Annotated in this window: 16 protein-coding genes, 7 tRNA genes and 1 other RNA gene; 2 read left to right on the forward strand and 22 right to left on the reverse strand. The window is 37.2% G+C overall.

What is annotated here, in order from left to right; genetic code table 11:
* Positions 1-91 precede the first annotated feature (91 nt).
* The 15 genes from AC0N32_RS15890 to rpsU form a co-directional block, all read right to left on the reverse strand.
* Positions 92-3190: an efflux RND transporter permease subunit gene (locus AC0N32_RS15890; protein WP_476394830.1), complete on the reverse strand. Its 3099-nt coding sequence runs from the start codon at positions 3188-3190 to the stop codon at positions 92-94.
* 277 nt (positions 3191-3467) lie between these two features.
* Positions 3468-4553 (reverse strand): efflux RND transporter periplasmic adaptor subunit, encoded by a 1086-nt coding sequence (locus tag AC0N32_RS15895; RefSeq protein ID WP_476394831.1) that lies wholly within the window; start codon positions 4551-4553, stop codon positions 3468-3470.
* A 2-nt stretch (positions 4554-4555) separates the two neighbouring features.
* Positions 4556-5797: a TolC family protein gene (locus tag AC0N32_RS15900; RefSeq protein ID WP_476394832.1), complete on the reverse strand. Its 1242-nt coding sequence runs from the start codon at positions 5795-5797 to the stop codon at positions 4556-4558.
* A 462-nt stretch (positions 5798-6259) separates the two neighbouring features.
* On the reverse strand, positions 6260-7624 hold the full coding sequence (locus AC0N32_RS15905) for an ATP-binding protein (protein ID WP_476394833.1): 1365 nt from the start codon (positions 7622-7624) through the stop codon (positions 6260-6262).
* Between the two features lies 1 nt (position 7625).
* The gene (locus AC0N32_RS15910; protein WP_476394834.1) at positions 7626-8306 is read right to left on the reverse strand and encodes a response regulator transcription factor; all 681 of its coding nucleotides are present in this window, start codon (positions 8304-8306) and stop codon (positions 7626-7628) included.
* Between the two features lie 1587 nt (positions 8307-9893).
* Positions 9894-9965, reverse strand: a tRNA-Thr gene (locus AC0N32_RS15915).
* 39 nt (positions 9966-10004) lie between these two features.
* Positions 10005-10077 (reverse strand) — tRNA-Gly (locus AC0N32_RS15920).
* A gap of 86 nt (positions 10078-10163) precedes the next feature.
* Positions 10164-10244: transfer RNA gene (locus AC0N32_RS15925), tRNA-Tyr, on the reverse strand.
* A gap of 20 nt (positions 10245-10264) precedes the next feature.
* A tRNA-Thr gene (locus AC0N32_RS15930) sits at positions 10265-10338 on the reverse strand.
* A gap of 93 nt (positions 10339-10431) precedes the next feature.
* Positions 10432-10504 (reverse strand) — tRNA-Gly (locus tag AC0N32_RS15935).
* An 85-nt stretch (positions 10505-10589) separates the two neighbouring features.
* Positions 10590-10670: transfer RNA gene (locus AC0N32_RS15940), tRNA-Tyr, on the reverse strand.
* Positions 10671-10686: 16 nt separating this feature from the next.
* Positions 10687-10763 (reverse strand) — tRNA-Thr (locus AC0N32_RS15945).
* Positions 10764-10870: 107 nt separating this feature from the next.
* Positions 10871-11161, reverse strand: coding sequence for an HPF/RaiA family ribosome-associated protein (locus AC0N32_RS15950; RefSeq protein ID WP_294292211.1), 291 nt, complete (start codon positions 11159-11161; stop codon positions 10871-10873).
* On the reverse strand, positions 11158-12045 hold the full coding sequence (locus AC0N32_RS15955; RefSeq protein WP_476394868.1) for a tyrosine-type recombinase/integrase: 888 nt from the start codon (positions 12043-12045) through the stop codon (positions 11158-11160). The genes AC0N32_RS15950 and AC0N32_RS15955 overlap by 4 nt, the downstream gene beginning before the upstream one ends.
* 82 nt (positions 12046-12127) lie before the next feature.
* Complete coding sequence (gene rpsU, locus AC0N32_RS15960; RefSeq protein WP_062697349.1) at positions 12128-12325, reverse strand: 30S ribosomal protein S21; 198 nt, start codon at positions 12323-12325, stop codon at positions 12128-12130.
* A gap of 1498 nt (positions 12326-13823) precedes the next feature.
* On the opposite strand from rpsU, the gene ssrA reads away from it, so the two are divergent.
* Positions 13824-14225: a transfer-messenger RNA gene (ssrA, locus tag AC0N32_RS15965) on the forward strand.
* Positions 14226-14317: 92 nt separating this feature from the next.
* Here ssrA and AC0N32_RS15970 read toward each other — a convergent pair.
* The 7 genes from AC0N32_RS15970 to AC0N32_RS16000 form a co-directional block, all read right to left on the reverse strand.
* Complete coding sequence (locus AC0N32_RS15970; protein WP_476394835.1) at positions 14318-14932, reverse strand: hypothetical protein; 615 nt, start codon at positions 14930-14932, stop codon at positions 14318-14320.
* Entirely contained in the window at positions 14925-15530 is a 606-nt protein-coding gene (locus AC0N32_RS15975) for a response regulator (RefSeq protein WP_476394836.1), read from the reverse strand. The genes AC0N32_RS15970 and AC0N32_RS15975 overlap by 8 nt, the downstream gene beginning before the upstream one ends.
* Positions 15531-15535: 5 nt before the next feature.
* Positions 15536-17662, reverse strand: a complete 2127-nt coding sequence (locus tag AC0N32_RS15980) for an ATP-binding protein (protein ID WP_476394837.1) — start codon at positions 17660-17662, stop codon at positions 15536-15538.
* On the reverse strand, positions 17655-18722 hold the full coding sequence (locus AC0N32_RS15985) for a DNA cytosine methyltransferase (protein WP_476394838.1): 1068 nt from the start codon (positions 18720-18722) through the stop codon (positions 17655-17657). The genes AC0N32_RS15980 and AC0N32_RS15985 overlap by 8 nt, the downstream gene beginning before the upstream one ends.
* A gap of 221 nt (positions 18723-18943) precedes the next feature.
* Positions 18944-19348: a very short patch repair endonuclease gene (locus AC0N32_RS15990; protein WP_476394839.1), complete on the reverse strand. Its 405-nt coding sequence runs from the start codon at positions 19346-19348 to the stop codon at positions 18944-18946.
* A gap of 11 nt (positions 19349-19359) precedes the next feature.
* Positions 19360-19764 carry a hypothetical protein gene (locus AC0N32_RS15995; RefSeq protein ID WP_476394840.1) on the reverse strand — a complete coding sequence of 135 codons (405 nt, stop codon included), beginning with the start codon at positions 19762-19764 and terminating at the stop codon, positions 19360-19362.
* Positions 19765-19816: 52 nt separating this feature from the next.
* Complete coding sequence (locus AC0N32_RS16000) at positions 19817-20245, reverse strand: helix-turn-helix domain-containing protein (protein WP_476394841.1); 429 nt, start codon at positions 20243-20245, stop codon at positions 19817-19819.
* Between the two features lie 1414 nt (positions 20246-21659).
* On the opposite strand from AC0N32_RS16000, the gene AC0N32_RS16005 reads away from it, so the two are divergent.
* Entirely contained in the window at positions 21660-23285 is a 1626-nt protein-coding gene (locus AC0N32_RS16005) for a hypothetical protein (RefSeq protein WP_476394842.1), read from the forward strand.
* Positions 23286-23388 lie beyond the last annotated feature (103 nt).

Below are 23388 nucleotides of genomic sequence, written 5' to 3' on the forward strand. Positions count from 1 at the left end.
TTTAAAATAGCAGATGATTCAATCCTTACCAAGATAAAGAGTTGCGAAAGAAAAACTCCCCCAACTCTTTAATTATATGAATGAAAGAATGTTACATCTGCTGTGATTTCTTTGTCCTGTTGAAAATCCAGAAGATGATCGGGAAAATCAGCAAAGTAAGGACGGTAGCCGTAATCAGTCCTCCGATGATCACGATAGCCAGAGGTTTCTGCGACTCCGAGCCGATTCCTGTGGACAATGCGGCCGGCATCAATCCGATTGAGGCCATCAAAGCGGTCATAATCACCGGACGGGTTCTTGATTTTACACCGTTTAAAATAGCGTTGTCCAGACTGAGACCGTTCTTGACATTCTGATGAAATTCCGTGATCAGGATGACTCCGTTCTGGATACAGATTCCCAACAGGGCGATCATTCCTACCCCGGCCGATATTCCGAAGTTGATTCCCGTCACGTGCAGGGCGATAATTCCTCCGATCAGCGCGAAAGGGACATTCGCCAGTACCAGCAAAGAGTCTTTCATATTTCCGAACAGAATAAACAACAGAAAGAAGATTCCCAGGATACTGATCGGCACCACCTGGGTCAGTCTTTTTGAAGCCCGCTGCTGGTTTTCAAACTGGCCGGTCCAGCCCACTGAATATCCGTCCGGAAGCTCGATTTTGGAAACTGCCTTCTGTGCATCGGCAATCGTACTTCCCAGGTCACGATCACGAATAGAGAATTTGATCCCGATATATCTTTTAATATCATCCCGGTAAATAAATGCGGCTCCATTATCTTTCTCAATTGTGCTGATCTCTTTCAGCGGGATTTTCGCACCGTCCTGTGTCGGCACCATCAAGGCCGCAATATCGTTTTCATCTTTTCGGTATTCCTGTGAGTATCTCAGGCGGATCGGGAATTTCCTTTCCCCGTCGAACATTTCAGAAGCTGTTTTCCCCCCGAATGCCATTTCCAGCACCGACTGCGCATCATCAGGCATAACCCCGTAAGCGGCCATTTTATCCCGGTCCAGCACAACACTGACCTCCGGCTGACCGATATTTTTAATAATTCCGGCATCTTTTACGCCTTTAATATCTTTAATCTGTTCTAAAACTTTTTCTGCCAGATTATCGAGGGTCTGAAGATTATCGCCATAAATCTTTATCCCGTTCTCAGCTTTGAAACCGGCTACGGCTTCAGCTACGTTATCGGATATCGGTTGGGAATAATTAAAGGTGATTCCCTGGTAGTTCCTGAGCTTTTTATCGATTTCTTCAATAAGTTCTTCATAGGTGATCTTTCGTTTCCATTCTTCTTTCGGTTTAAGATTAACCGCGAACTGTACGAATCCGAATCCGTTCGGGTCGGTACCGTCATTGCTTCTTCCGGTCTGCGCGAGAACGTCTGTAACTTCAGGGAAACTCATAATGTCTTTCTTTAAAAGATCAGCTGTTTTCAAAGATTCTTTTAGCGATGAACTCATCGGCATTTCTGCAGTAATCCATAAGGAGCCTTCATTTAACTGAGGTAAAAATTCCGTTCCTAAGAATTTCCCCGAGAACAATGTAACGGCCAGGAAGGAAACCGCTACGATTAAGCTCACTTTTTTATGTTTAAAAGTATAGTTGAATCCTTTCAGAACACTTCGGTCCCAGAAATTTACAAATGGGTTGTTCTTTTCTTTTACATTTTTATTTAAAAGGATATGAGAAAGAACCGGCACCAGGGTAAGAGTGAAGATCAGGGCACCCATTAAGGCAAAACCTAAAGTGAATGCCAGCGGCGAAAACATTTTCCCTTCCACTTTCTGGAATGAGAATATCGGGATCAGCGAGGTGATGATAATTAATTTTGAAAAGAAAATCGCTTTTCCAAGGCCTGTCCCCGTCTGCTTGATCCATCCCGCTTTGGCCATTTTGTTGAATTTTTCTTCCCCGTACTTATGGGCTTTATGGTCGAGCATCACAAAGAGCCCTTCCACCATGACGACGGCCCCGTCGATGATAATTCCAAAGTCGACTGCTCCGAGTGATAATAAATTGGCACTCATCCCCGCGAGCTTTAAACATAAAAATGCAAATAATAAGGATAGAGGAATAATAATGGAAACAATCAAAGTCGTTCGCCAGTCGGCCATGAAGATCAGGACGATCACCGTTACCAAAACGATTCCTTCGATTAGGTTGTGCATTACAGTGTGGGTCGTAAAATCCATCAGGTTGTCCCGGTCGTAGAACGTCACCATTTTTACATCTTTCGGAAGGATTTTTTCGTTCAGCTCTTTAATTTTAGCTTTAACACCTACCAAAACCTCGCGCGGATTTTCCCCTTTCCTCATTACGACGATTCCTTCTACCGTATCTTCCTGGTTATTGAGCCCGGCCTGCCCTACTCTGGGTAATGAGCCTTCATGAACATCTGCTACATTTTTAACCAAAACCGGGTTTCCGCTGTCGTTCTGTATGGTAATATTTCCTATATCGGCAACCGATTTTACCAGTCCGATCCCACGCACCACATAGGCCTGTCCGTTTTTCTCGATCACGTCCCCTCCTACATTCAGGTTGCTTTTCGTCACAGCATCATAGACCTGGAGCGGCGTCAGGTTATATTTATCCAAAGCTCTCGGATCAATGCTTAATTCAAAAACCTTATCCTGACCTCCGAAAACGTTGATGTCCGCCACACCGGGAACGCCTCTCAAAGCCCGGTCGATGACCCAGTTCTGCAACGTAAGCAGCTCACGGGAATCTTTGGTTTTACTCTGCAGAGTATATCTGAAGATCTCCCCGGTCGGCCCGTAAGGCGGCTGCACTTCAGGATCTACCTCATCGGGGAGATTGACCGTTCTCAGCTGATTATTGACCTGGTTTCGGGCAAAGGTATCGTCTACCCCGTCATCAAAAAGAATTTTAACGATTGAAAGACCAAACATCGTGGTACTTCTTACACTTGTTTTTTTCTGTACCGGACTCATGGCCAGCTCGATCGGTGTGGTCACAAAACGTTCCACTTCTTCGGCACTCCGCCCGTTCCATTGGGTAATGATGACAATCTGGGTATTGGTAACATCCGGGAAAGCTTCAATCGGCATATTCTTGAAACTGATGAATCCTGCAACCGCCAGTACGGCGACCCAGATAAAAGTAAATGCTTTATTTTTTAATGAAAAAGCAATTATATTTTTAATGAATTTATTCATGATGGATTATTTTTGACCTGGAAAAGTCATTGAATTTATTTTAAATGCAAAGGATGCAAAGATTTCTTTGACAGACTATGTATTTTAAGTTAGCCAACATTCCGAACAGCTCAGCATAACATGCTTGATGTGGTCGAATCTTCGATTTCACTAAACAAATTGAATCTGAACATTAAGAAGAAGCCGATAAGAATTAATAAGCGATTCGCAACCGAATTTATATTTCCCTTAACTTCTTAATCATCACTTTCAATGATCCTTAATGGTTAAAAAAGAATCAATTATTTAAAGATCTGTAAATCAGCAACTGATTATTGGTAATCACCTGCTCACCTTCCGACAAGCCTTCTGAAATATAGGTGATATCACCCACCTGTTTCAGGACCTTTATTTCTTTTACCTTTACATCCGTTCTGGATTTAAATACGACCACATAACTTCTGTTGTCATCAAAGATCACGGCTTTAGACGGTACCGCCAGTGCTGTGGTATTCTCTGAGCTGGTTACTTTAATGGTAGCCTTACTTTCGGGAATCAGTAATCCGTTTTGGTTGTCCAGGACTACCCTGGCCTGCATGGCGTTGGTTTCAGGGTCGATGATTTTAAAGATTTTGTCTATTTTCCCATCAAACACTTTATCCGGGTAAGACAGGGTGGAAACCTGTGCTTTCATCCCCAGGCTGATCTTATCAATATCCGATTCATTAACGTTCATGATGGCCCAGACATTGGTGGTATTGGCGACATCAAAAATATTATCGCTGCGGTCGCTTCTAAGCTGCATATCCTTGTTGATGTTCTTCTGAACAATGTATCCGCTGATCGGTGCCACGACGCTGTAAATATTTCCTTTTTTTACATTATAAACGGTGCTTACGGCACTTGCCCGCTGCATCTGGTCCTGGGCTTTCTGCAGTTCGCTTTTTGCTTCCAGCACATCTCTTTCGGTATTCAGTTTTCCTTCATACATCTCCTTAGCGACACGAAGGTTATTCTGGGCTACGACAAGGTCTGTTTTCGCATCACTTACATCCTTCTGTACCTCTGCCAGCTCCGTACTTCTGATGGTCGCCAGCACCTGCCCTTTTGTTACATGGTCTCCCAGTTCCACATTTACGCTCAATACGTTTCCGCCAACCAGGGGATAAACATCGATGTAGCTGTTCTTGTCTGCCGAGATTTTTCCGTAGAAATTATAATCATCTTCTATGTATTTTTTTTCAACTTTTGCGAGAGCGATCGAATGCAGCATAGTGTTGCTCAGCTCAAAACCTTTTTTTGCCTGTGGCTGTACGGTCTCCTCTTTTTTGGAGCAAGACAGAACAGATAAGGCTATAATTACGGGAATGATATATGTTTTCATGTTTAATAGAAGATTTTTGTTTGTACCAGTTGATTCAATTGTTCCGCAGACTGTATGATTCCGTTTTTCATGTCGTAGATCTGGAGTGCCGTTTCTCTGTAGCTGTCCATAAAATCCACGAACTCGATCAGGCTGACATTCCCTTTTCTGAAATTGCTCAGCATTCCGTTATACACAAGATCCATATTATTGAGATCTTCGGATCTGATTTGTGAAAGCTGATCATATTGTGTTTTCCATGTTTTATATGCGGACTGCACTTTCGTTTCGAGGTTCAGTTTTTGAAAATCGGCATTTCTCTGGTTCTGCTGAATGGCAAAATTTGCTTTTTCCACATTTCCTTTATTCGATTTCCATAAAGGCAAGGGAATGCCTACCATCAGGTTGACTTCATTTTTAAAGGTTCCACCATTCTGGTCCCAGCCGGCGCCCAGATTCAGGTCCGGAACATTTAAAGATTTCTGCCATTGGGCATACAGCTTGCTGTTGTCGATCAGTTTCAGATTGTACTGATAATCGGCGTTGTTTTCAAGCGCTTTTTTCTGAAGCTCCGTTTCATCGCCGAATGGTTGGGCAGCGAGGATATCTTTAGCCTCCGTATCAGAAATTTTAGGTTCAATATCATCCGTTACGCCGGTTAAAACTTTAAGGTTCTGCTCAAACTCCAGAATGTTTTTATTGATTCCTATTTTATCATTATTCAGCTGGATGACTACACTCTGAAGCCTTACCTCATCCTTCAGCGAAACATTTCCTTTGGCCGACTGAACTTTGTAGGCAGCCAGCAGATCGCTCATATATCCCAGCTGACGGTTTGTATTTTCCAGCTTGAGCTTTTCATAATAAAGATCATAATAGGTGGTATGAAGCTGGGTACGGAGGTCTACCAGCAGTTGCGAAAACTGAAGCTGGGCCAGTTCTTTATTTGATTTTGCAAACGCAATTTCATTTTTCTTTTTCCCGCCCATGTAGATCAGTTGGGTGATTTGTGCTCCTTTTGCGTGCCCGGCATCGAAAACTTTGCGGTCTTCGGGATTGTAGGCATTGATTTGGCCGCTCAGTTGTGGAAGCTCCCAGATTTTCGCCTGTAGAATATCGGCATCTGCCATATTGATATTGTACTGTTCGGCGAGCAGTTGGAGGTTGTTCTTCTGGAAAGCTTCTTCGCAGTCCTGAAGCGACATTTGCTGTTGTGCCGCCATCCAGGATGAAACGACAATCAGCAGCCCTGCGATTTTATTCATTTTTTAATTTTTATGTTACAAAAGTGTCATTTTGTCATTAAAATGGTCTTAAAGAATGCTTAAAAAAAAATTAAATTTTGATTCCGGCACGTCAAAACAATTTTAATCCATACCTTAAACAGCTCAGTGTAAATATAATAGAATTTAAAACAGGTAGGTTAAATTCCTGCTTAAATCTCTACCGTTTGAAGTTATTTTCAGGAAAAAAATTTAATAAAGATGAACGGAAAGATTGCATTTAAGGAAGTAAACAACCCAAAAACACATCAGGAAAACAGACATTACTGCAGAAACTTCTCAAAAGATTTCCGCTCCGGGAATGTTTTAATCAAAATCGATGGCCTTGTCTTTTACCAAGAGGGCTTTAAGGATAGAAATTATTTGCTATTGACACATAGAAATTTCTTTAAAGGGGAAAAATCTGATATTTAAATCAGAAAAAAATGCGTTGCCAGACCGCTTTTATTTAGTAAAAATCACACTGAATTTGTTGAGTAAATCTGCCGGAGAAGAGTAGGTAATATCGGCCCCGTGGTATTCAAGAATTCTTTTCACGATGCGAAGGCCCAGCCCGGAACCGGAAATATTCTGGGAATTGTTCCCGCGCATGAAGGCTTCAAACAATTTCGGCTGTTCCTCTTTCGGAATTGTATTTCCGTGGGAAATGACATCGACAACCAGTTCGTTTTCTGTCTCTGTAATCAGCACATCCACTTCGATATCATCGGAATAAACGGCAGCATTTTTAAACAGGTTGATAAAAACAATATCGAGTAAAGACTGCACTCCCTTGATGGTAAGGAGCGCATTTTCGGATGTCTTTTCAGAAATCAGGAAATCCATTTTCAGCTGGGGATAGCTTTTTTCCACCGCTTCAAAGGATTCGAAAATAACCTCATCGATCCGCACCTCTTCATAAATACTCTGTATATTTTCTTTATCAAATTTAGTAAGAAGCAAAAGGGAATTTGTGAGATCCGAAAGCTGGTAGACATCTCGCCTGATCTGTTGAAGCGATGAAATCGTGTCGGGGGAATGCTGTCCAAACTTGATCAGGTTTTCCAGTTGGAAAGCCATCCTCGTAATGGGGGTACGAATCTCGTGCGAGGCACTTGCGGTGAAATCTTTCTGGGACTGAAAGACATCGTCCAACCTTTTGATCATGGTATTAAAGGATCTCGCCAGGACACTGATTTCATCGTTGGAATCCTGTACGGGAATCTCCGTTGTCAGCTTATGGGCCGTGACTTCCGAAATTTCCTGGTTAAGATCTTCCAGCGGCCTTAAAAACTGCCCCATAAAATAGTAGCTGAAGAAGCCGATCAGCAAAGTGCTCATCACATAGGCGGTAATTAAAAGATATTTCAGGTAGGCGAGCTTGGAATTTCCGTTGGTATCGTAAGCGCTGGTAAGGATATAGTAGTTTTCACCATTGATCTTTTTTAGAGCCGCATAGATTTCGGGTACCGTTTTCTCAGAATAAATCACTTTTTTCTCATCCAGTTCTTTGAGCAGTGCATTGTCCCAGGTGACATTTCTGTCTTTGATGGTACTGTAAATTAATTCTTTATTTCCATTGAAGATTAAAATGGTTTCATTTAAAAGGATATTATCCGAATTTTCATTAAAAAAAACGGGAGCTTCTTCTTCAAAATCCTTTGATTTGGCAATGAAATGTGAGGTAAACTCAAGCCTCTGCCTGAACCTTTCCTTGAATTCATCTTTCCGGAAATCATTAAAAGACATGTAAATCACCGCCATCACAATACCAAAAAGCAATGAAAAGGCAATACTGAGATTGAGGGCAATTTTTCTTTTTAAAGACATACTACAGCGGGCTTAAGTAATATCCGAAACCGGAGCGGGTATGAATAAGTTTAATTTTAAAATCTTTATCTATTTTTTTTCTTAGAAAATTGATGTACACTTCTACCGTATTGGTGTTGGTATTGAAATTATGCTCCCAGACATGTTCCGTGATCTGTTGCTTGGAAACTGTTCTTCCCTGCGCTTCTGCAAGGTAAACCAGTAGCTGGAATTCCTTTAATGTAAGGATAATTTCATTTCCTGCACGAAAAACTTTCTGCTCACTTCTGTTGATGATGAGATCGTCAATCCTGATGATATCCTGATCGCTGTTTTCAGAAGGCGCTTTCCTCCGCAAAAGAGAGTTGATTCTCAGCAGTAATTCTTCAAACTGGAAAGGTTTTACCAGGTAATCATCGGCAAGTCTCGTGAAGGCATCTTTTTTATCCGAAAGGTCTCCGTAAGCGGAGATGATGATGATCGGGGTATTTTTATCGAAAGAACGAATGGTCTGGCAGACATCCAGACCGTTGATCTTCGGGACATTGATGTCGAGCAGGTACAGGTCATAAGAACTGTTTTTGATCTGACGCAAGAAAGTTTCCCCGTCGTAAATTTTATCACAGGTAAAATGGTTTGATTCTAAAAATTTACAAAGCTCTGCCGAAAGAATTAAATCGTCTTCCAATAAAAGGATATTCATCGAAAATTATTTTATACGAATGTAACGAAAATTTTCAGGATGGTAAAGCGTGTTGAGATCGCGATGAAAGTTTTAATTGAATTTTAAGGTCACTTATTTCATGCATACGATTTCTATCAGCTAAGAGTATTTGATCGAATTTTTACTGCATCAATATTTTTAATTTTTTTTTAAGAATAAATAAAACGATCGATGAAACTGAAAAATACAGGAGGAAATCTATACTTTCTGAAAGAGGTCTGTATTCAAGATTAGTTATAAAAAATCCTTCGCCGACCTTGTTAAGGTCGTTAAATTTCAATTCTGTAAAAATAAATTTGTAAGGTATCGAGAATAGAAGCATTGCGCCATATAGAATTACATTGTTATTCTGCTTAGTCTCCACAAGCTCATCAAGTAAAAAAGTCAATGCTATCAGAAGTATCCTTGTGGTATCCGATCCGGATAAAGCCAATAACGAAACAAGGAAAATGAAAAACAAAGTTTTGACCGTAAATTTTCTCCTTACAAGTACGAAATAAGAAAATGCTATAAAAAAACAAGCGGCCAACTTAACAAGATTTCTGAAATCATTAAAATAATACTTTATATAGTATTTGAAGACCTTTAAGCTATTTGAGTGACCTGGAATTTCCAGGTATGAAGATAAAAATTTCACATATAAAAAGTATATCAATAAAGATAAAACGATATACACTAGATATTTTAGAGATCTTTCCCACAAAATTCTGCATCCGAAATATATACAGCTTAAAGGAACAGCCGTTTCCTTAAAAGGTAAAAACACGATGGAAATGAGAAATATATATTTGGGATTATCAAAGAAATATACCATCAACGCAAGGAAAAAGAATTGCGCTCCATCCACGTATACCGGATAAAACACAGCTCCCCTAAAGGCTATCTGGGGCGTAACTGTAATGTATAGTAAAAATATTAATGTGATGATCAAACTTTCTTTACTCCATTTTATGAACAGCAGGATTAAACCAGAAAAAAAACCGACAAGATTTATTATTTTAAAACTTAAAACCTCTTGAAAAGGTAACTTCGCAGCTATAAAGGGAACTGCAATTCTTTTATTGAACGGATCTTCTTTTGCTAAATCATTATAGGTTTTATTGTACAGAGAATCTTTGCTTTTGTATAATTCTTCTCCATTACCTTTGAATTTCTGATACATTGCGTTGTAAAACACGCCATCCCATCCAAATCCGTTTTCTCTTTGTATTTGCTTTTGAGCAGCGAAAACATAAAATATATACGCTAAAATAATGAATAGTAGAGACATTTCGAAAAAATACCATTTGTGTGTCATTATAAATTTTTCACAAATATAAAAAACATATTCATAAAATTTTCAAGCTAAAAAATATCAACAACTATCTGAGTGAAACACCCTTGCTACCGGAAAATATGCAGTATCCTAAATAAAATTACCTTTGGTAGCGTTAAAAAAGGAGATTTTCCTGTTCGAATTGATTGGAGTTTTTAATAGACCCCAGGTTTTGGAATTGATCCCGAATTTTCCCCAACAACGAAATTTCGGGAATAAAAAAATCCCGAAAGAATCGGGATTAGAATCTGAGCCAACTACGGGACTTGAACCCGTGACCTCTTCCTTACCAAGGAAGCACTCTACCGCTGAGCTAAGTCGGCCTAAACCAAAAAATCACACCGGAAAGCGTGATTTTTTTGAGCGGAAGACGGGGGTCGAACCCGCGACATTCAGCTTGGAAGGCTGACGCTCTACCAACTGAGCTACTTCCGCAATTTTGTTTCCAAAATTATTGGTAACGCTGTGCAAACTTAAGGAAAATCCTTTGTTCATGCAACTTTTTTTTCTAATATAAAATGTGGGGAGAGCAGGATTCGAACCTACGAAGCCGAAGCAACTGAGTTACAGTCAGTCCCATTTAGCCACTCTGGAATCTCCCCAGATATTTTATATTAAAATGAGCCTTCAGAGGGATTCGAACCCACGACCCCGAGATTACAAATCACGTGCTCTGGCCAACTGAGCTATGAAGGCATTTTAATATCCGACTGAAACTGCGGGAAAATCTACCCGGCATTCTTTTCAGTAGTTAAAAAAAATTCACCCTCTTAAAGTGTGAATTTTCTGAGCGGAAGACGGGGGTCGAACCCGCGACATTCAGCTTGGAAGGCTGACGCTCTACCAACTGAGCTACTTCCGCAATTTTGTTTCCAAAATTATTGGTAACGCTGTGCAAACTTAAGGAAAATCCTTTATTCATGCAACTTTTTTTCTAATATAAAATGTGGGGAGAGCAGGATTCGAACCTACGAAGCCGAAGCAACTGAGTTACAGTCAGTCCCATTTAGCCACTCTGGAATCTCCCCAGATATTTTATATTAATGGAGCCTCCAGAGGGATTCGAACCCACGACCCCGAGATTACAAATCACGTGCTCTGGCCAACTGAGCTATGGAGGCATATTAAAAAGAATTCAAAAGAACGCTGTTCCCTTTTTGCGAGTGCAAATATAGAACGGTTTTTTTGAATTCTCAAATTTTTTAATAACTTTTTTTAACTTTTTTCGTTAAGCCATTTCTTTTTTCTTGATTAATAGCTTTTTAGCGGCATCCACGCATAAATCTAAACTTTCTTCAAAGCTGGTGGTGGTCTTTTTTACCACGATATCGTCTCCCGGAATGGCCAGAATAAGCTCGGCCGTTTTGTTGGCTTTATCCGAGTTGTTTTCTACTTTTAAAATTACTTTGCAATCCTGGATCTTATCATAAAAAGTTTCCAGCTTGCTTACTTTTTTTTCGATGTGCGATTCTAGTGGTTCGTGTGGAGTTAAACCAATTGATTGTACGGTGATCTTCATAAGTCGTCATTTTTTGAAGCTCTTGGATGAGCCCGATTAAACACTTTTTTAAGTTGTTCGATATTGGCATTTGTATAGACCTGCGTGCTGGCAAGGCTGGAATGTCCCAATATTTTTTTTACTTTGGATATCTCTGCCCCATTATCCAGAACGTGCGTTGCAAAGCTGTGCCGCAGGATGTGGGGACTTCTTTTTTCTTTCGAAGTTACAAGACTAAGGTACTTATTCACCAGCAGATAAACAAATTTTTCCGTAAGTTTTTTGCCTTTCTTATTGACAAAAAAATATGATTTGTACTCTTCCTGCGGGTTTCTGATGCCTGTGTAACTTTTTAGCAGATCCGAAAGCTCTCCGGAGATCGGGATGTATCTTTCTTTGTTCCCTTTTCCGATAATCTTCAGTTCGTTTCCGCTAAGATTTACATTTTCAAAAGTCATACCACAAAGCTCCGCTTTCCGGATTCCCGTCTGGTAGAGCACTTCAATCACGCATTTATCCAATACCTCATGCGTTTCCTCAAAAACCTGGTCGTTAAGATTTTGCATTTCTTCCTCCGACATTGGGATCTGCTTTTCGGGGTAGAATTTTAATGACGAAATATTTTCTACGGGCGAGACCTTGATCTCCCCTATCTTCAAAAGAAAAAGGTAAAAGCTGCGGAGGGAAGACAGTTTCCGGTTGATGCTCCTTTTAGAGATCTCCTTTTCACTAAGATCGACGATAAAGTTCCGGATAATCTTTTTGTCGGCTTTGGTAATGTCTTCGGAAGATTCCGTTCTCAGGTAGAAATGGGAAAAATCCTCGAGATCTTTCCGGTAGCTTGTGATGGTGTGCGGAGAATAGCGTTTCTCCAGCTGTAAATAGTCCAGGAATTTGTCCAGCATCATGAAATATATAAAAACAAAAATTCACTCTTCAAATATAATCATTTAAAGAGTGAATCTGTTATGTGGGTAAGAAAATTTCTTAAGCCTGTTCTTCCTTGCTAAGATTTCTTTGCTTGTGAGCAGCCTTTAATCTTGCTTGTCTTAAAGTTACAGAAGGCTTGATAAACTGTTGTCTAGCTCTTAACTGACGTACAGTTCCTGTTTTATCAAATTTTCTTTTATATTTTTTTAATGCTCTGTCGATGGATTCACCATCTTTTACTGGAATTATTAACATATATTACATCTCATTTTGGATTGCAAAAATAAACATTATTTATGAAACCGCAAAACTTTCTTTAATAAATTGAAGATGAGGCTAAAATTGAGGTTGAGGTAAATCCTGAAATAAAGGCTAAGGATAAACGGCGTTGAGAATAATTTTACTTTAAGAACACTGTTTATTCTCACGCAGATGAGGCTAATGCCGCAGATTTTATTTGCATTTGCGTAATCACAGCAATCTATTGGAGAACGAAAAACCCACCTTTAACTACTGACAATAAGCGGAATAACCATTCCCCTCCCCTGGAGGGGTGGCGAAAATTCAAATAATTTTTGACGGGTGGTTTTAAGAAAGACCTTTGTGGAAACTCTGACTAGTTGAGTCAAAACGGGGTTACACTTTCACTCAAAGCCAAACAAAGATATCTGCTATAACGAATTGCTAATTGAGGGCCCATTTAAATTTTAACATTAAGAAATTAAGTCTTTTAGCTTGGGAAAACCAAAGTGTGGCCTGTCCGATGGTATTCAATTAATTCAGTGAAATCATTGTATTTCAAGTGAAGAATAAACGAAGTTTATTTTAATTCAGAAAATTAAGAGCAATGACAAAAGATCCTCTGTATCAAATTTGAACAAGCTCTGAGATAAACAAAGAGGCTCTGCTTATTAAAGAAATACAAAAGCAATAGTATTATCTTTCGGCCGATCCGATCTATTCAACATCGTTTATAAGCTTTCCCATAATCTCCTCCATCCCAATAAACTTTGTTTATTCTTAAACCCCAACATTAAGAAATATGCCTTCATTACTTAATGTTTAAATACTTTTCGTCTTACTTCATTAAGTGAAACGCCTTTGTTTAACTTTAAATAAGCAGCAAAAAATTCCAATTCTTTGTCTAACCTTGCGAGAAAAAATTTACACCATCAACGATGATTTACTGGGGACGAGAATAATGAATTTTATCGCAAGGCGAAACAAAGAGTTCTCGCCATGCTCCCGTTGATTTTAAGGTAAACAAAGCCGCTCTGCTTATCAAGGACATACAAAGATCTTACATTTGTCTTACTATTTTAAGTGAAACGCCTTTGTTTAACTTTAAATAAGCAGCAAGCAAATACAGCTCTTTGTCTAACCTTGCGAGAAAAACATTTACACCATCAGCGATGATTTATTGGGAACGAGAATAATGAATTTTATCGCAAAGCAAAACAAAGATTTCTTAAAGCTCCCGTTGATTTTAAGGTAAACAAAGCCGCTCTGCTTATCAAGGACATACAAAGATCTTACATTTGTCTTACTATTTTAAGTGAAACGCCTTTGTTTAACTTTAAATAAGCAGCAAGCAAATACAGCTCTTTGTCTAACCTTGCGAGAAAAAAACTTCGCACTGAAGGTTTATGATCATCATCATCAAAGCCACCTCCAACAAGCCTTGTTTAAAAAAGCGATGTCCGTTTCAGGAATATTGGAACAATTTTCGTATCTTTGCTTTCACTTTATTTATGGGGTTGACTGGTTTCGACAGCAAGGTCAATGGGTAAGTAAGCATGCAGAGAACCGTAGCGCGATCTCTATAATCCCTTGCTACAAAATTTTAACTGGCAACGAAGAGTTCGCTCTTGCAGCTTAATATCGAAGTATAGTAGATCAAGCGTTTTCCCGAAGATTTCAGTAGGGAAGCAAGATGTCCCACAAATGCCCTGTTCTGCGGCGTTTGATCCTGGGATATAGGAATGCAGGAATAAGGCTTTAGATGCTTCGGCTAAAGCTCGAAAATCTCAGAAGATAAGCTGGAAGTTGGGTGTCTGCTCTCTGCCTCCAGTCGAAAACCAATAGCAGAATAAGCATGTAGAAAGCTTATGTATTGCTTGTTTGGACGAGGGTTCGAATCCCTCCAACTCCACGAAAGCAAAACCTTAAATTGTTAATTTAACAATTTAAGGTTTTTTTTATTTGAAAATTTGTACGGTAATTGTACGGCAGTTTTTAATTAGAAAACTATATTGCCTCCTTTAGAGAATTTATTGTAATGTTCTCCCCTATTTTTATTAATCCATCTCTATTCTCTCTTAATAAAGATGCTTGAAAAAAATGTTCTACATACATATCATCTATGTGTTGATTATATTTAACAATCATTTGCTCAAAAATTTCATTTGTACTAGTCCCTTCAATAAATTTAAAAAAACCATAATTTGCACATTCTGAAAACTCTTTATAACCAAGCCAGCTATTAAATAATGTTTTATAACCAAAATAGCATTTGCATCCATTTGCTATTAGATCACCACCTAATTGTATCCCTGTATTACAAGATACAGTATAGAAGAAAGAATTTTTAAATAACTCAATATTTACTGTAGAGGAAACATAATCTCCCGATTTTGAAAAAAGTTTATTAATCTCCCCATGAGAATATGCTGCAAAAATAAATGATGATAATTGCTCTGTTCTAACTTGAATGTTTAAAGAGTTTAAAGAATTAGAGCCAATATATGTTATCTGCTCATGCTCAGAGCCAATAAAATAAGTTTCATAATCTTCTTTGCATCCCTGATTAAACGAACCTATTTCTTCATCTTCTTCGTCAAAAGCTAAAAGTATATTAATCATTTAATGTTTCCTTATTTCTTAGTAATAAATCAATTGTAAGCTCATTTAATTTTTTTGCAAAAGATTTTCCAATATCTGTCTGTGTTCTTATCTCATGTAAAATCTGGTTTAAACTATACGATCTTCCTTCTGAAGTAAAATAAACCGGCTTATCTTTATCTCCATCTTTTTGAATAATCCAATCCTCAATAGTATTATCCAGACTTGTACTAAAATAATTTACAGCTTCATCAATTATAGCCATTATTTCGTTATTTGTAGCGGTCTTTGCAATAAAACGAAAAGCATTATTATTTATAAAATCGCCAAATGGCTCAGTATTTTCATCTATCCCGCTCCAAAGAATTACAGGGATAAGCTCAGAGAGTTTCCTTATTTCACCAAGAATTTCATGTCCTCCTATTTCATTTGCAGGAAACTGAATATCAAGTAAAACAATTATATTTTTTTCTAAATTCTTTTCTAAAAACTCTAATGCTTCTTTTGGATTAGTAATAAAAACTATATTGTCTTCTCCAAATTTATCTTGTAGTTCCCAAATTAATGTGTCTTCTTTTAATTTAAGATTATCATCTATTATTAGCACATATGATTCCATGATGGTTATTTTTTAAATGGAAGTTCAATTTTAAAAGTAGCTCCTGTAGGCTTAAATTCACTATCTACCACTTCTATATTTCCCTGCATTGCTTCAATTCGTGTTTTAACCATATACAAGCCAATCCCTGCACCTCCTTCTTCTGCTGTTTTAGTGAAAAAGATATCAAAAATCCTATATTTATCCTCTTCAGGAATCCCTCTCCCATTATCAGAAAAATATAAAATCAGTTTATCTTTTTCAATGATACCGCTACACTTTATTATTTTATTATCTATACCCTTTAAAGCTTTAATTGAATTAGATATTAAATTATCAAATATATCTTCAATCGCTTTTTTATTATAATTGAGAATCAATTTATTACTTACTTCAAGTTGAGCACCAATTGCTTGTTTTTGAAACTCAACTGCATATATATTGTTAAAAAGATTACTAATTAAATCATGTAAATTAATATCCTCAATCTCATTATCTGATTGTGCATATTTTAACATAAAATCCACCCCAGTTCTAAGAGTTAAAAATTCAGAATAGATACGATTGGAGATTAGTTTAAATCTATCATTTAATTTTTCATTTGGAAAGTATTTATTAAAGTATTCGGCATCTCTTAAAACATGTCCTATAGTATGTTTTGTCATATGAGAAAACATAGCCGCATAGGTCTGTAACGATACTAAACTAAAAAATAGGCTTTCTTTTTGTTTACTTTCTTCTTCTAATTTAGCATAATCACGAATACTTTTATTTACTGTACCTTGTAGCTTTCCTAAATCCGCTTCAATAAACTGCAATTGTTTTCTAACTTCTGGCGAAGCTTCTTTCCTTACAACAGCAATAGTCTGTTTAATATTTTTAAGCTCTTGATTTGCTCTTCCTAAATCTGATTTTGTAATCTTCCTAGCATTTTCTTTTTGATATTTTTGTAGCTTTTCAATTTGCTGAATTTGCTCTATAATAAACAATTTTACTTCTTTCCATTCCTGATTGTCTATAAAATCTTGTCTATTTGTAGCTTCTATAACATTTGGATTATTTTTATCCGTAATTTCTAAAAAGCCTAATAAATCTCTGCTATTTATTTTTTCGAAAAAACCCGAATATCTTCTTTTATCAATTCCTAAAATATCCTTTTGCTTATTCTGATCAGATTCTGTTTCTGCAAACGGAGTTGTTATAATACCATCTCTGTATATTTTTATTCCGTCAATGTCAATATTAAACTTTTCTTTAAATTTTCTTTTATCAAATTGGTCAAAATAATATAAATAGAAATCTACTAATCCAAAAATTCTTGGATGTACTTCTTTCTTTACTAGCTTACCACTTTCAAAAACAACTATTTCTTGAATACCTCTATCTTTATCATGTTTTAACTCTATAGCAATAGTTGCAAATTCAATTATTGAAAGTGGCTTAACATAAACATCTTCAAGATTTTTATATTCAGACTTAATTTTTATATTAAATGGATATTTATTAAATTTAGCATTAGGAGAAACTAAACGAGAAAGCTCTTTATACGATCTGTTAACATCATAATCTGTCCAAGTATCGTTTATGCTTTCTATTTCTAAAATTGTCCCCTGCTCATTCTCATCTCCATTTTCAAACCAGTACCTATTTTTTATATCTGTAAAAAACTCTTTTTCTTCTTCGAAGGGTAGGGTTAATTGTCTTGCCTCTAAATCAGAATATTGCGACCAATCTGTTTCAAGAAAAATCCATTTCTTATCACCTTTTTTCTTTGTCTTCAATATAAGCTTTGAGCCTAGCAAATCCACAGCAAATCTACCTATACCCTTCTTTCCAACTACTTTTCTGTTATATGGTTCAGGAGATGTCCTTTCTCTCCTTTTGCTACTTGTTCCAATAACCATCCATTTATTTTTCAGATCACTTAGTTCCATCCCTAAGCCATCATCCTTTATAATAATTTTTGACTTTTTGGTTCTTGGATTTACATCAATAAATTCAACTTCAACTTTGTTAGCATTAGCATCATAAGAATTTTTAACAATTTCAAATAATGCCGTTATTCGATCGGTTATTAATTCTCGACCTAAAAGCCGATAAGCACTAACATCAAAATTAAAATTTAGATAATTTATTTGAGTGGATTTACTCATTCAACTTTTCTTTAGTTAGTTTAATTATTTGGTCAAATATTGCCTTTGCTAATAAAGGAGGCACTGCATTACCAATTTGTTGCTGTTGTTCAGATAAAGTACCTTCAAAAACAAAATCATCTGGAAAACTTTGGATTCTCGCAGCCTCTCTTACAGACAAACCTCTGTTCTCATAAGGATGAATAAGCATATTTTTTCTATAATTAGCTATTACACCTGAAGGCTTATCCGGATGCAATCGTCTATAAATTCCACTATGACAATTAGATGTATTACTATAATTAGTCATTAGTTCAGCAGGAATTGACTGCCAGTTTTCTCCTACTCCGATATATTTATATCGTTCAATTACATAATCTTTATTTCGTGATACATAATTTTGAATAGATGCCTTAGAATTAGCTCTCATTAATTTAGCATATTCACTCATAGAACCTTTTTTATATGGTAATTCATATTCTAAAGATCCATTCGATAAAGAGGGCAAATCATTAATTGCTTGTTTAATATTAACACTCTTTTTATGTTTTTCAGGAAACGCAAAATCAATCCCTAAATTATTTCCGACCATAAAAAATCGATTTCTTTTTTGCGGCACTCCATAATCAGAGGCAAGTAAAACACTATCGTTAGTTTTATAACCTAATTCTTTGAATCTTTCTCTCAGCTCGTTTAATACTTTACCTTGCCCGAAAGAAACAATTCCCTCAACATTTTCGAATACAAACCAGGACGGATTAGTTTTTTCAACTAATCTTATAAATTCATTAAAAAGATTATTGTTTTTATTTTCTTCGTTTCTAGTTTTAGTGTTTGAAATGGAAAACCCCTGACATGGCGGCCCTCCGAATAATGCAAAAACATCATCTCCTTTGTAGTCAATAGTATTTACTTTTCGAATATCATCACATATAACCTCAGTTTCAGGATGATTCAGTTTAAATGTTTTAGCAGCAGCTTTGTTATTTTCAATTGCAACATCAATTTCCAAACCAGACATCATTGCGCCTAAACTCATACCACCAGCTCCACTAAATATATCAATAGCATTAAATCTCATAAATTAACGAATATTATTTAAATATCTTCGTGAAATTTTTGTGATCTTCTGTTCAATTTGAAATTTTATAGATGATTTAATTATTTCAAATATATTTCTATACAAAATTTTTTTGAGTCTTAAAGATATTTTTTCATTTTTTGCAAATGTACTTTAAAAATAATTATACAGATACACTTAAGAAGAAGAAGTATTAGTTTTTTATTTTAATTTATAATCACTCATAAATGCACCGAAATAATATTAATACACTCATCCAAATTCTTCTGGACATCTTTACTCCAAAATCTCAATACCGTCCAATTATTTTCAGTCAAATAAGCATTAACTTCTTTATCTCTATTGATATTTCTCTCTATTTTTTTGTACCAATAATCACGATTGCTTTTAATTCGTTCTTTTTGTTCTTGCCAATCTTTTCCATGAAAAAATTCGCTATCAATAAATATTGCTACTTTGTTTTTTACAAAAGTCAAATCAGGCTTACCAAAAACTTTTTTATTATTTTTCCTATAACGATAACCTAGTCTCCATAACGCTTTAGCAAGACGCACTTCTTCTTTAGTACCAGTACTTTTAATGGCTCTCATATTTTTTGAACGTTGCTCAAGTGAATGACGATCCATAATAAACAATATTATTTTTTTCTGCTAGATAAAGTAAATTTATTATTAGGAGATAACATTTTTCTATATGCTTCTCTGACATCAGCAAGTTTAATACCTGATTCTTGAATTTTGTCTTCATCAAAATTATTGGGATTAATCCAAAATTCCGATTTGTAATCACAAATTATGGCTAATTCAGGATCGAAATGCCTAAGATATACTGCTGCTGCAGACCAATATCTCGATAAAGCGGCTTCTCTATCACTGTTTATATTTATATTATTATTCTCTAAATCTCTATAATATAAATATGTTTCATCTAATGCAGTTGAGATACTTCTTAATGCAGCATCTTTCAAATCTCTTCTATCTTTTGATAGGGTTGCAATTGGTCCAAGCAATTTTACTAATCCGTCAAGTAATTGTGTTAACATGTTAATTTCATTTAATTGGTTATTTATTTTTTTGATAATTTATAGAACATAACTATTTTACCAACATCTTCCTCACCAGCTCCTCAATCACCCTGCTCTTCTCCTTCTCTGTTTCCAGCAACCGTTCATACAGCTTCTTATTTTCCTCATAAGATTCCAACAGTTTACCCAGCGGATTGAAAGTGGGCTGATAATTCTCCGTCCTTAAAATAGCGATGGCATTATCATTTGTATTAAAAGTATTCGAGATAATATTAAAGAAAGCATCCTCCGAAAAATTCTTCAGGGCTTCGAGGGGGAGTTCGAGGGCTTTGGCGATGGGTTCGAGCTTGTGGTCTTCGAGGGTTTCGGCGTTTTCGAGGAGGGAGACTTTCTGCTGGCTGATGCCTAACAGGTCGGCCAGGGTTTCCTGCTTCATGCCGCGCATTTCCCGGATTCTTGCGATGTTTCTCCCGATATGTTTCTGTGCTGTAGCTGCCATGGGTTAAGATTTACAACCAAAGATATAAAATTCTTCGGGATCCTGCTTATCTATATTTTAAAAGAAGAGCCAGGTGAAGGGCTGGAAGCGGGGTGCCGGAAGCGGGATGTTTTTCAGTCGCAGCCTTATTCGTCATTTTAGAGGCTGTTTTTAAATTCAGAGTTTTTTAAACATTTAGAAATTAAGATATTTTGGCTGGAAAGAATTTTATTTAGTGAAATTCACTTTCTAAAACAAAAGGCTCACAGTGGTAAAGGTTAAGAATAAACAAAGTTTATTTTGATTCAGAGAATTAAGATGGAGATCCTGGTGTTTTTTAACATGAAGAAATGAAGGTATTTTAGCTGAAAGAATTTTATTTGATGAAATTCACTTTCTCAAACAGAAGGCTCGCAGTGGTAAAAGTTAAGAATAAACAAAGTTTATTTTGATTCAGAGAATTAAGATGGAGATCCTGGTGTTTTTTAATATGAAGAAATGAAGGTATTTTAGCTGAAAGAATTTATTTAGTGAAATTCACTTTCTAAAGCAAAAGGCTCACGGTGGTAAGCTTAAGAATAAACAAAGTTTATTTTAATTTAGAGAATTAAGATGGAGAATATGAAGTTTTTTAACATGAAGAAATGAAGGTATTTTGGCTGGAGAATGTATTTAGTGAAATTCACTTTCTAACGCAAAAGACTCACGGTGGTAAGGTTAAGAATAAACAAAGTTTATTTTGATTCAGAGAATTAAGATGGAGATCCTGGAGTTTTTAACATGAAGAAATGAAGGTATTTTAGCTGAAAGAATTTATTAGGGAAATTCACTTTCTCAAGCAGAAGGCTCGCCGTGGTAAGGTTAAGAATAAACAAGGTTTATTGTAATTCAGAGAATTAAGATGGAGAGCCTGGTGTTTTTTAACATGAAGAAATGAAGGTATTTTAGCTGAAAGAATTTATTTAGTGAAATTCACTTTCTCAAACAGAAGGCTCGCAGTGGTAAAAGTTAAGAATAAACAAAGTTTATTTTAATTCAGAGAATTAAGATGGAGAGCCTGGAGTTTTTTAACATGAAGAAATGAAGGTATTTTAGCTGAAAGAATTTTATTTGATGAAATTCACTTTCTCAAACAGAAGGCTCGCGGTGGTAAGGTTAAGAATAAAAAAGTTTATTTTGATTCAGAGAGTTAATATGGGGAGGAATGACGGAAAAATTTCTGAGTGAAAATTTAAACCGGATCTTTAGGATTACGTGACAGCCGGTTAGCCGTTAAAGGGAATGCTGTATAAAATGCGGTTCATCAAACCTGTTCTTTTATTGTTCATTAAAAGGTAAATCGCCGGATTTATTTATTTTACATCAAGTTTTGGTTCGGTACATCATTTTTTGGTTGGCTACGTTGGTTTTTAGCGTCAACTTGCATAAAAAACAAATGATGAAAGAAAAGATCACCCTTTCCGCGACGCTTCCGCACCACCGCAAACTCAACCACCTGCTGAATTCCCTTGCGGAAAAAGCACCTGTCCGGCACGTATTTATAAGCCACTCGCAGACTTCCGGAAAACAGGTTCTCATCATCCACCTCGGCTGCTCCCGAATGCCGGACGGGCTCCTTTCGGACAAACAGATCAGGAAAGTCTTCTTCCGGTATGGCACCCACATTATTCTACTGGCCGAAACCGACCTGAAAAAGCACCTGAAGCGAGGAAGCCTGTTTCTTCAACGGCACTGCAACGCTTCAACACTGGTTTTCACTTCCGACAGACATGAACTTCCTGTCGAAAATATTTCACGATCGCTGAAAAAATTCCGGCTGATTCGGCAGAAGTATGGTTTTACCTGCCGTCTGCTCGGCAAAGAAATCCGGAAAGCGGAAAGTATCGGTTCTTTGATTACGGCTTATCATCTTTATACCAGCCTTTTCGCACATCATTTATTCCACCTGGAATTTCTCTGCCTGGGCCGGGATTTCCATCAGGATACTTTGGATCAGCGGCTGCTAAGGCTGGAGCCCTTTTTCCCGGAAATCAGAAGCTTCCTGCTGAAGAAAACCGGAAACACTTATTTTATTACCGAAGCCCTCCTCAGTGCCGGGAAAGCAGAGACCGAGAAAGAATATTCCCACCTCAGGTCCGAATTCAGGGAAGCCATCGCGATTTCCGAAAAGGAACTGCACAACTTAGTCAGAAAAACTTTCCGCGATATCAAAGCAACTATGAAACATCCTGCCAACTTACCAAAAATCCCGATTGAAAACACAGCCATCTCTCCGCATCAATCCGTGATCAGCATCCTGACCCGCCGTTTCCAGATTGAAGAAATTTTCCTGTTCCACCGCGAAGAATTTGTTTCTGAAGGCCGGACCACCAACGAACTGTATCTGCTCCTGATCGGCAACAAGCTTAGCAGGCGCGATCTTGACGTGATGAAGCAAACCGTTTCCCGGAAGACCGCCGGAAAGTATTCAATTGTTCCGATCGCCCATTCCGCCCGATGGATCCAGGAACACCTTTGGGAATCGCAGCCTTTTTTCCGGAAGGTTATGCAACCGAAAAATGCCGTTTATACTTCTGGTTTCCCTACGGTGATCCATTGGCATACCTGGGAACCGGGTCTCTGTACCGATGAAGAAGTTTCCTTTCAGCAGTTTAACGCGCTGTACGGAAAGTACAAAACCCTGCGCTCCCAAAAGCAGCCTTCTGCAGCAGAAGGACTCCGGCTGATCGTAAAACGCATTGTCCACAAAGCTTTCCTCCAGATCATTTACAACCGGCTCCATTACCGCCCCGACAAAAAGACGGACCTCCGCATCCTGTCGAAACTCTGCACCTTTGCAGAACCCGAAATGAAAGTCTTACATCCGATGATTTTGAAGCTGCCATTCGATTTCTTCTCTTTCTTAAACCAGACCGGAAATCCGGATGAAAATATGATTTGTCTGCATAAAGAGCCTTGCAATATATTGGATGAACTGATAAAAAGGGGTACGAAATTACTGGAAAGGAGGTTTGAAAGTAAAGAAACTTGGTGGAGTCAGGCTTTTGTTATATCTGATTAATCAATTAACATTCCTTAAAATTTATTTAAATTAAATCAGGTTATACCACCTTTTTCACTGACTGCCAAAACCTTACCGTACAAACACCTAATCTTACAATTGG

The sequence above is a fragment of the Chryseobacterium endophyticum genome, from assembly GCF_056333165.1.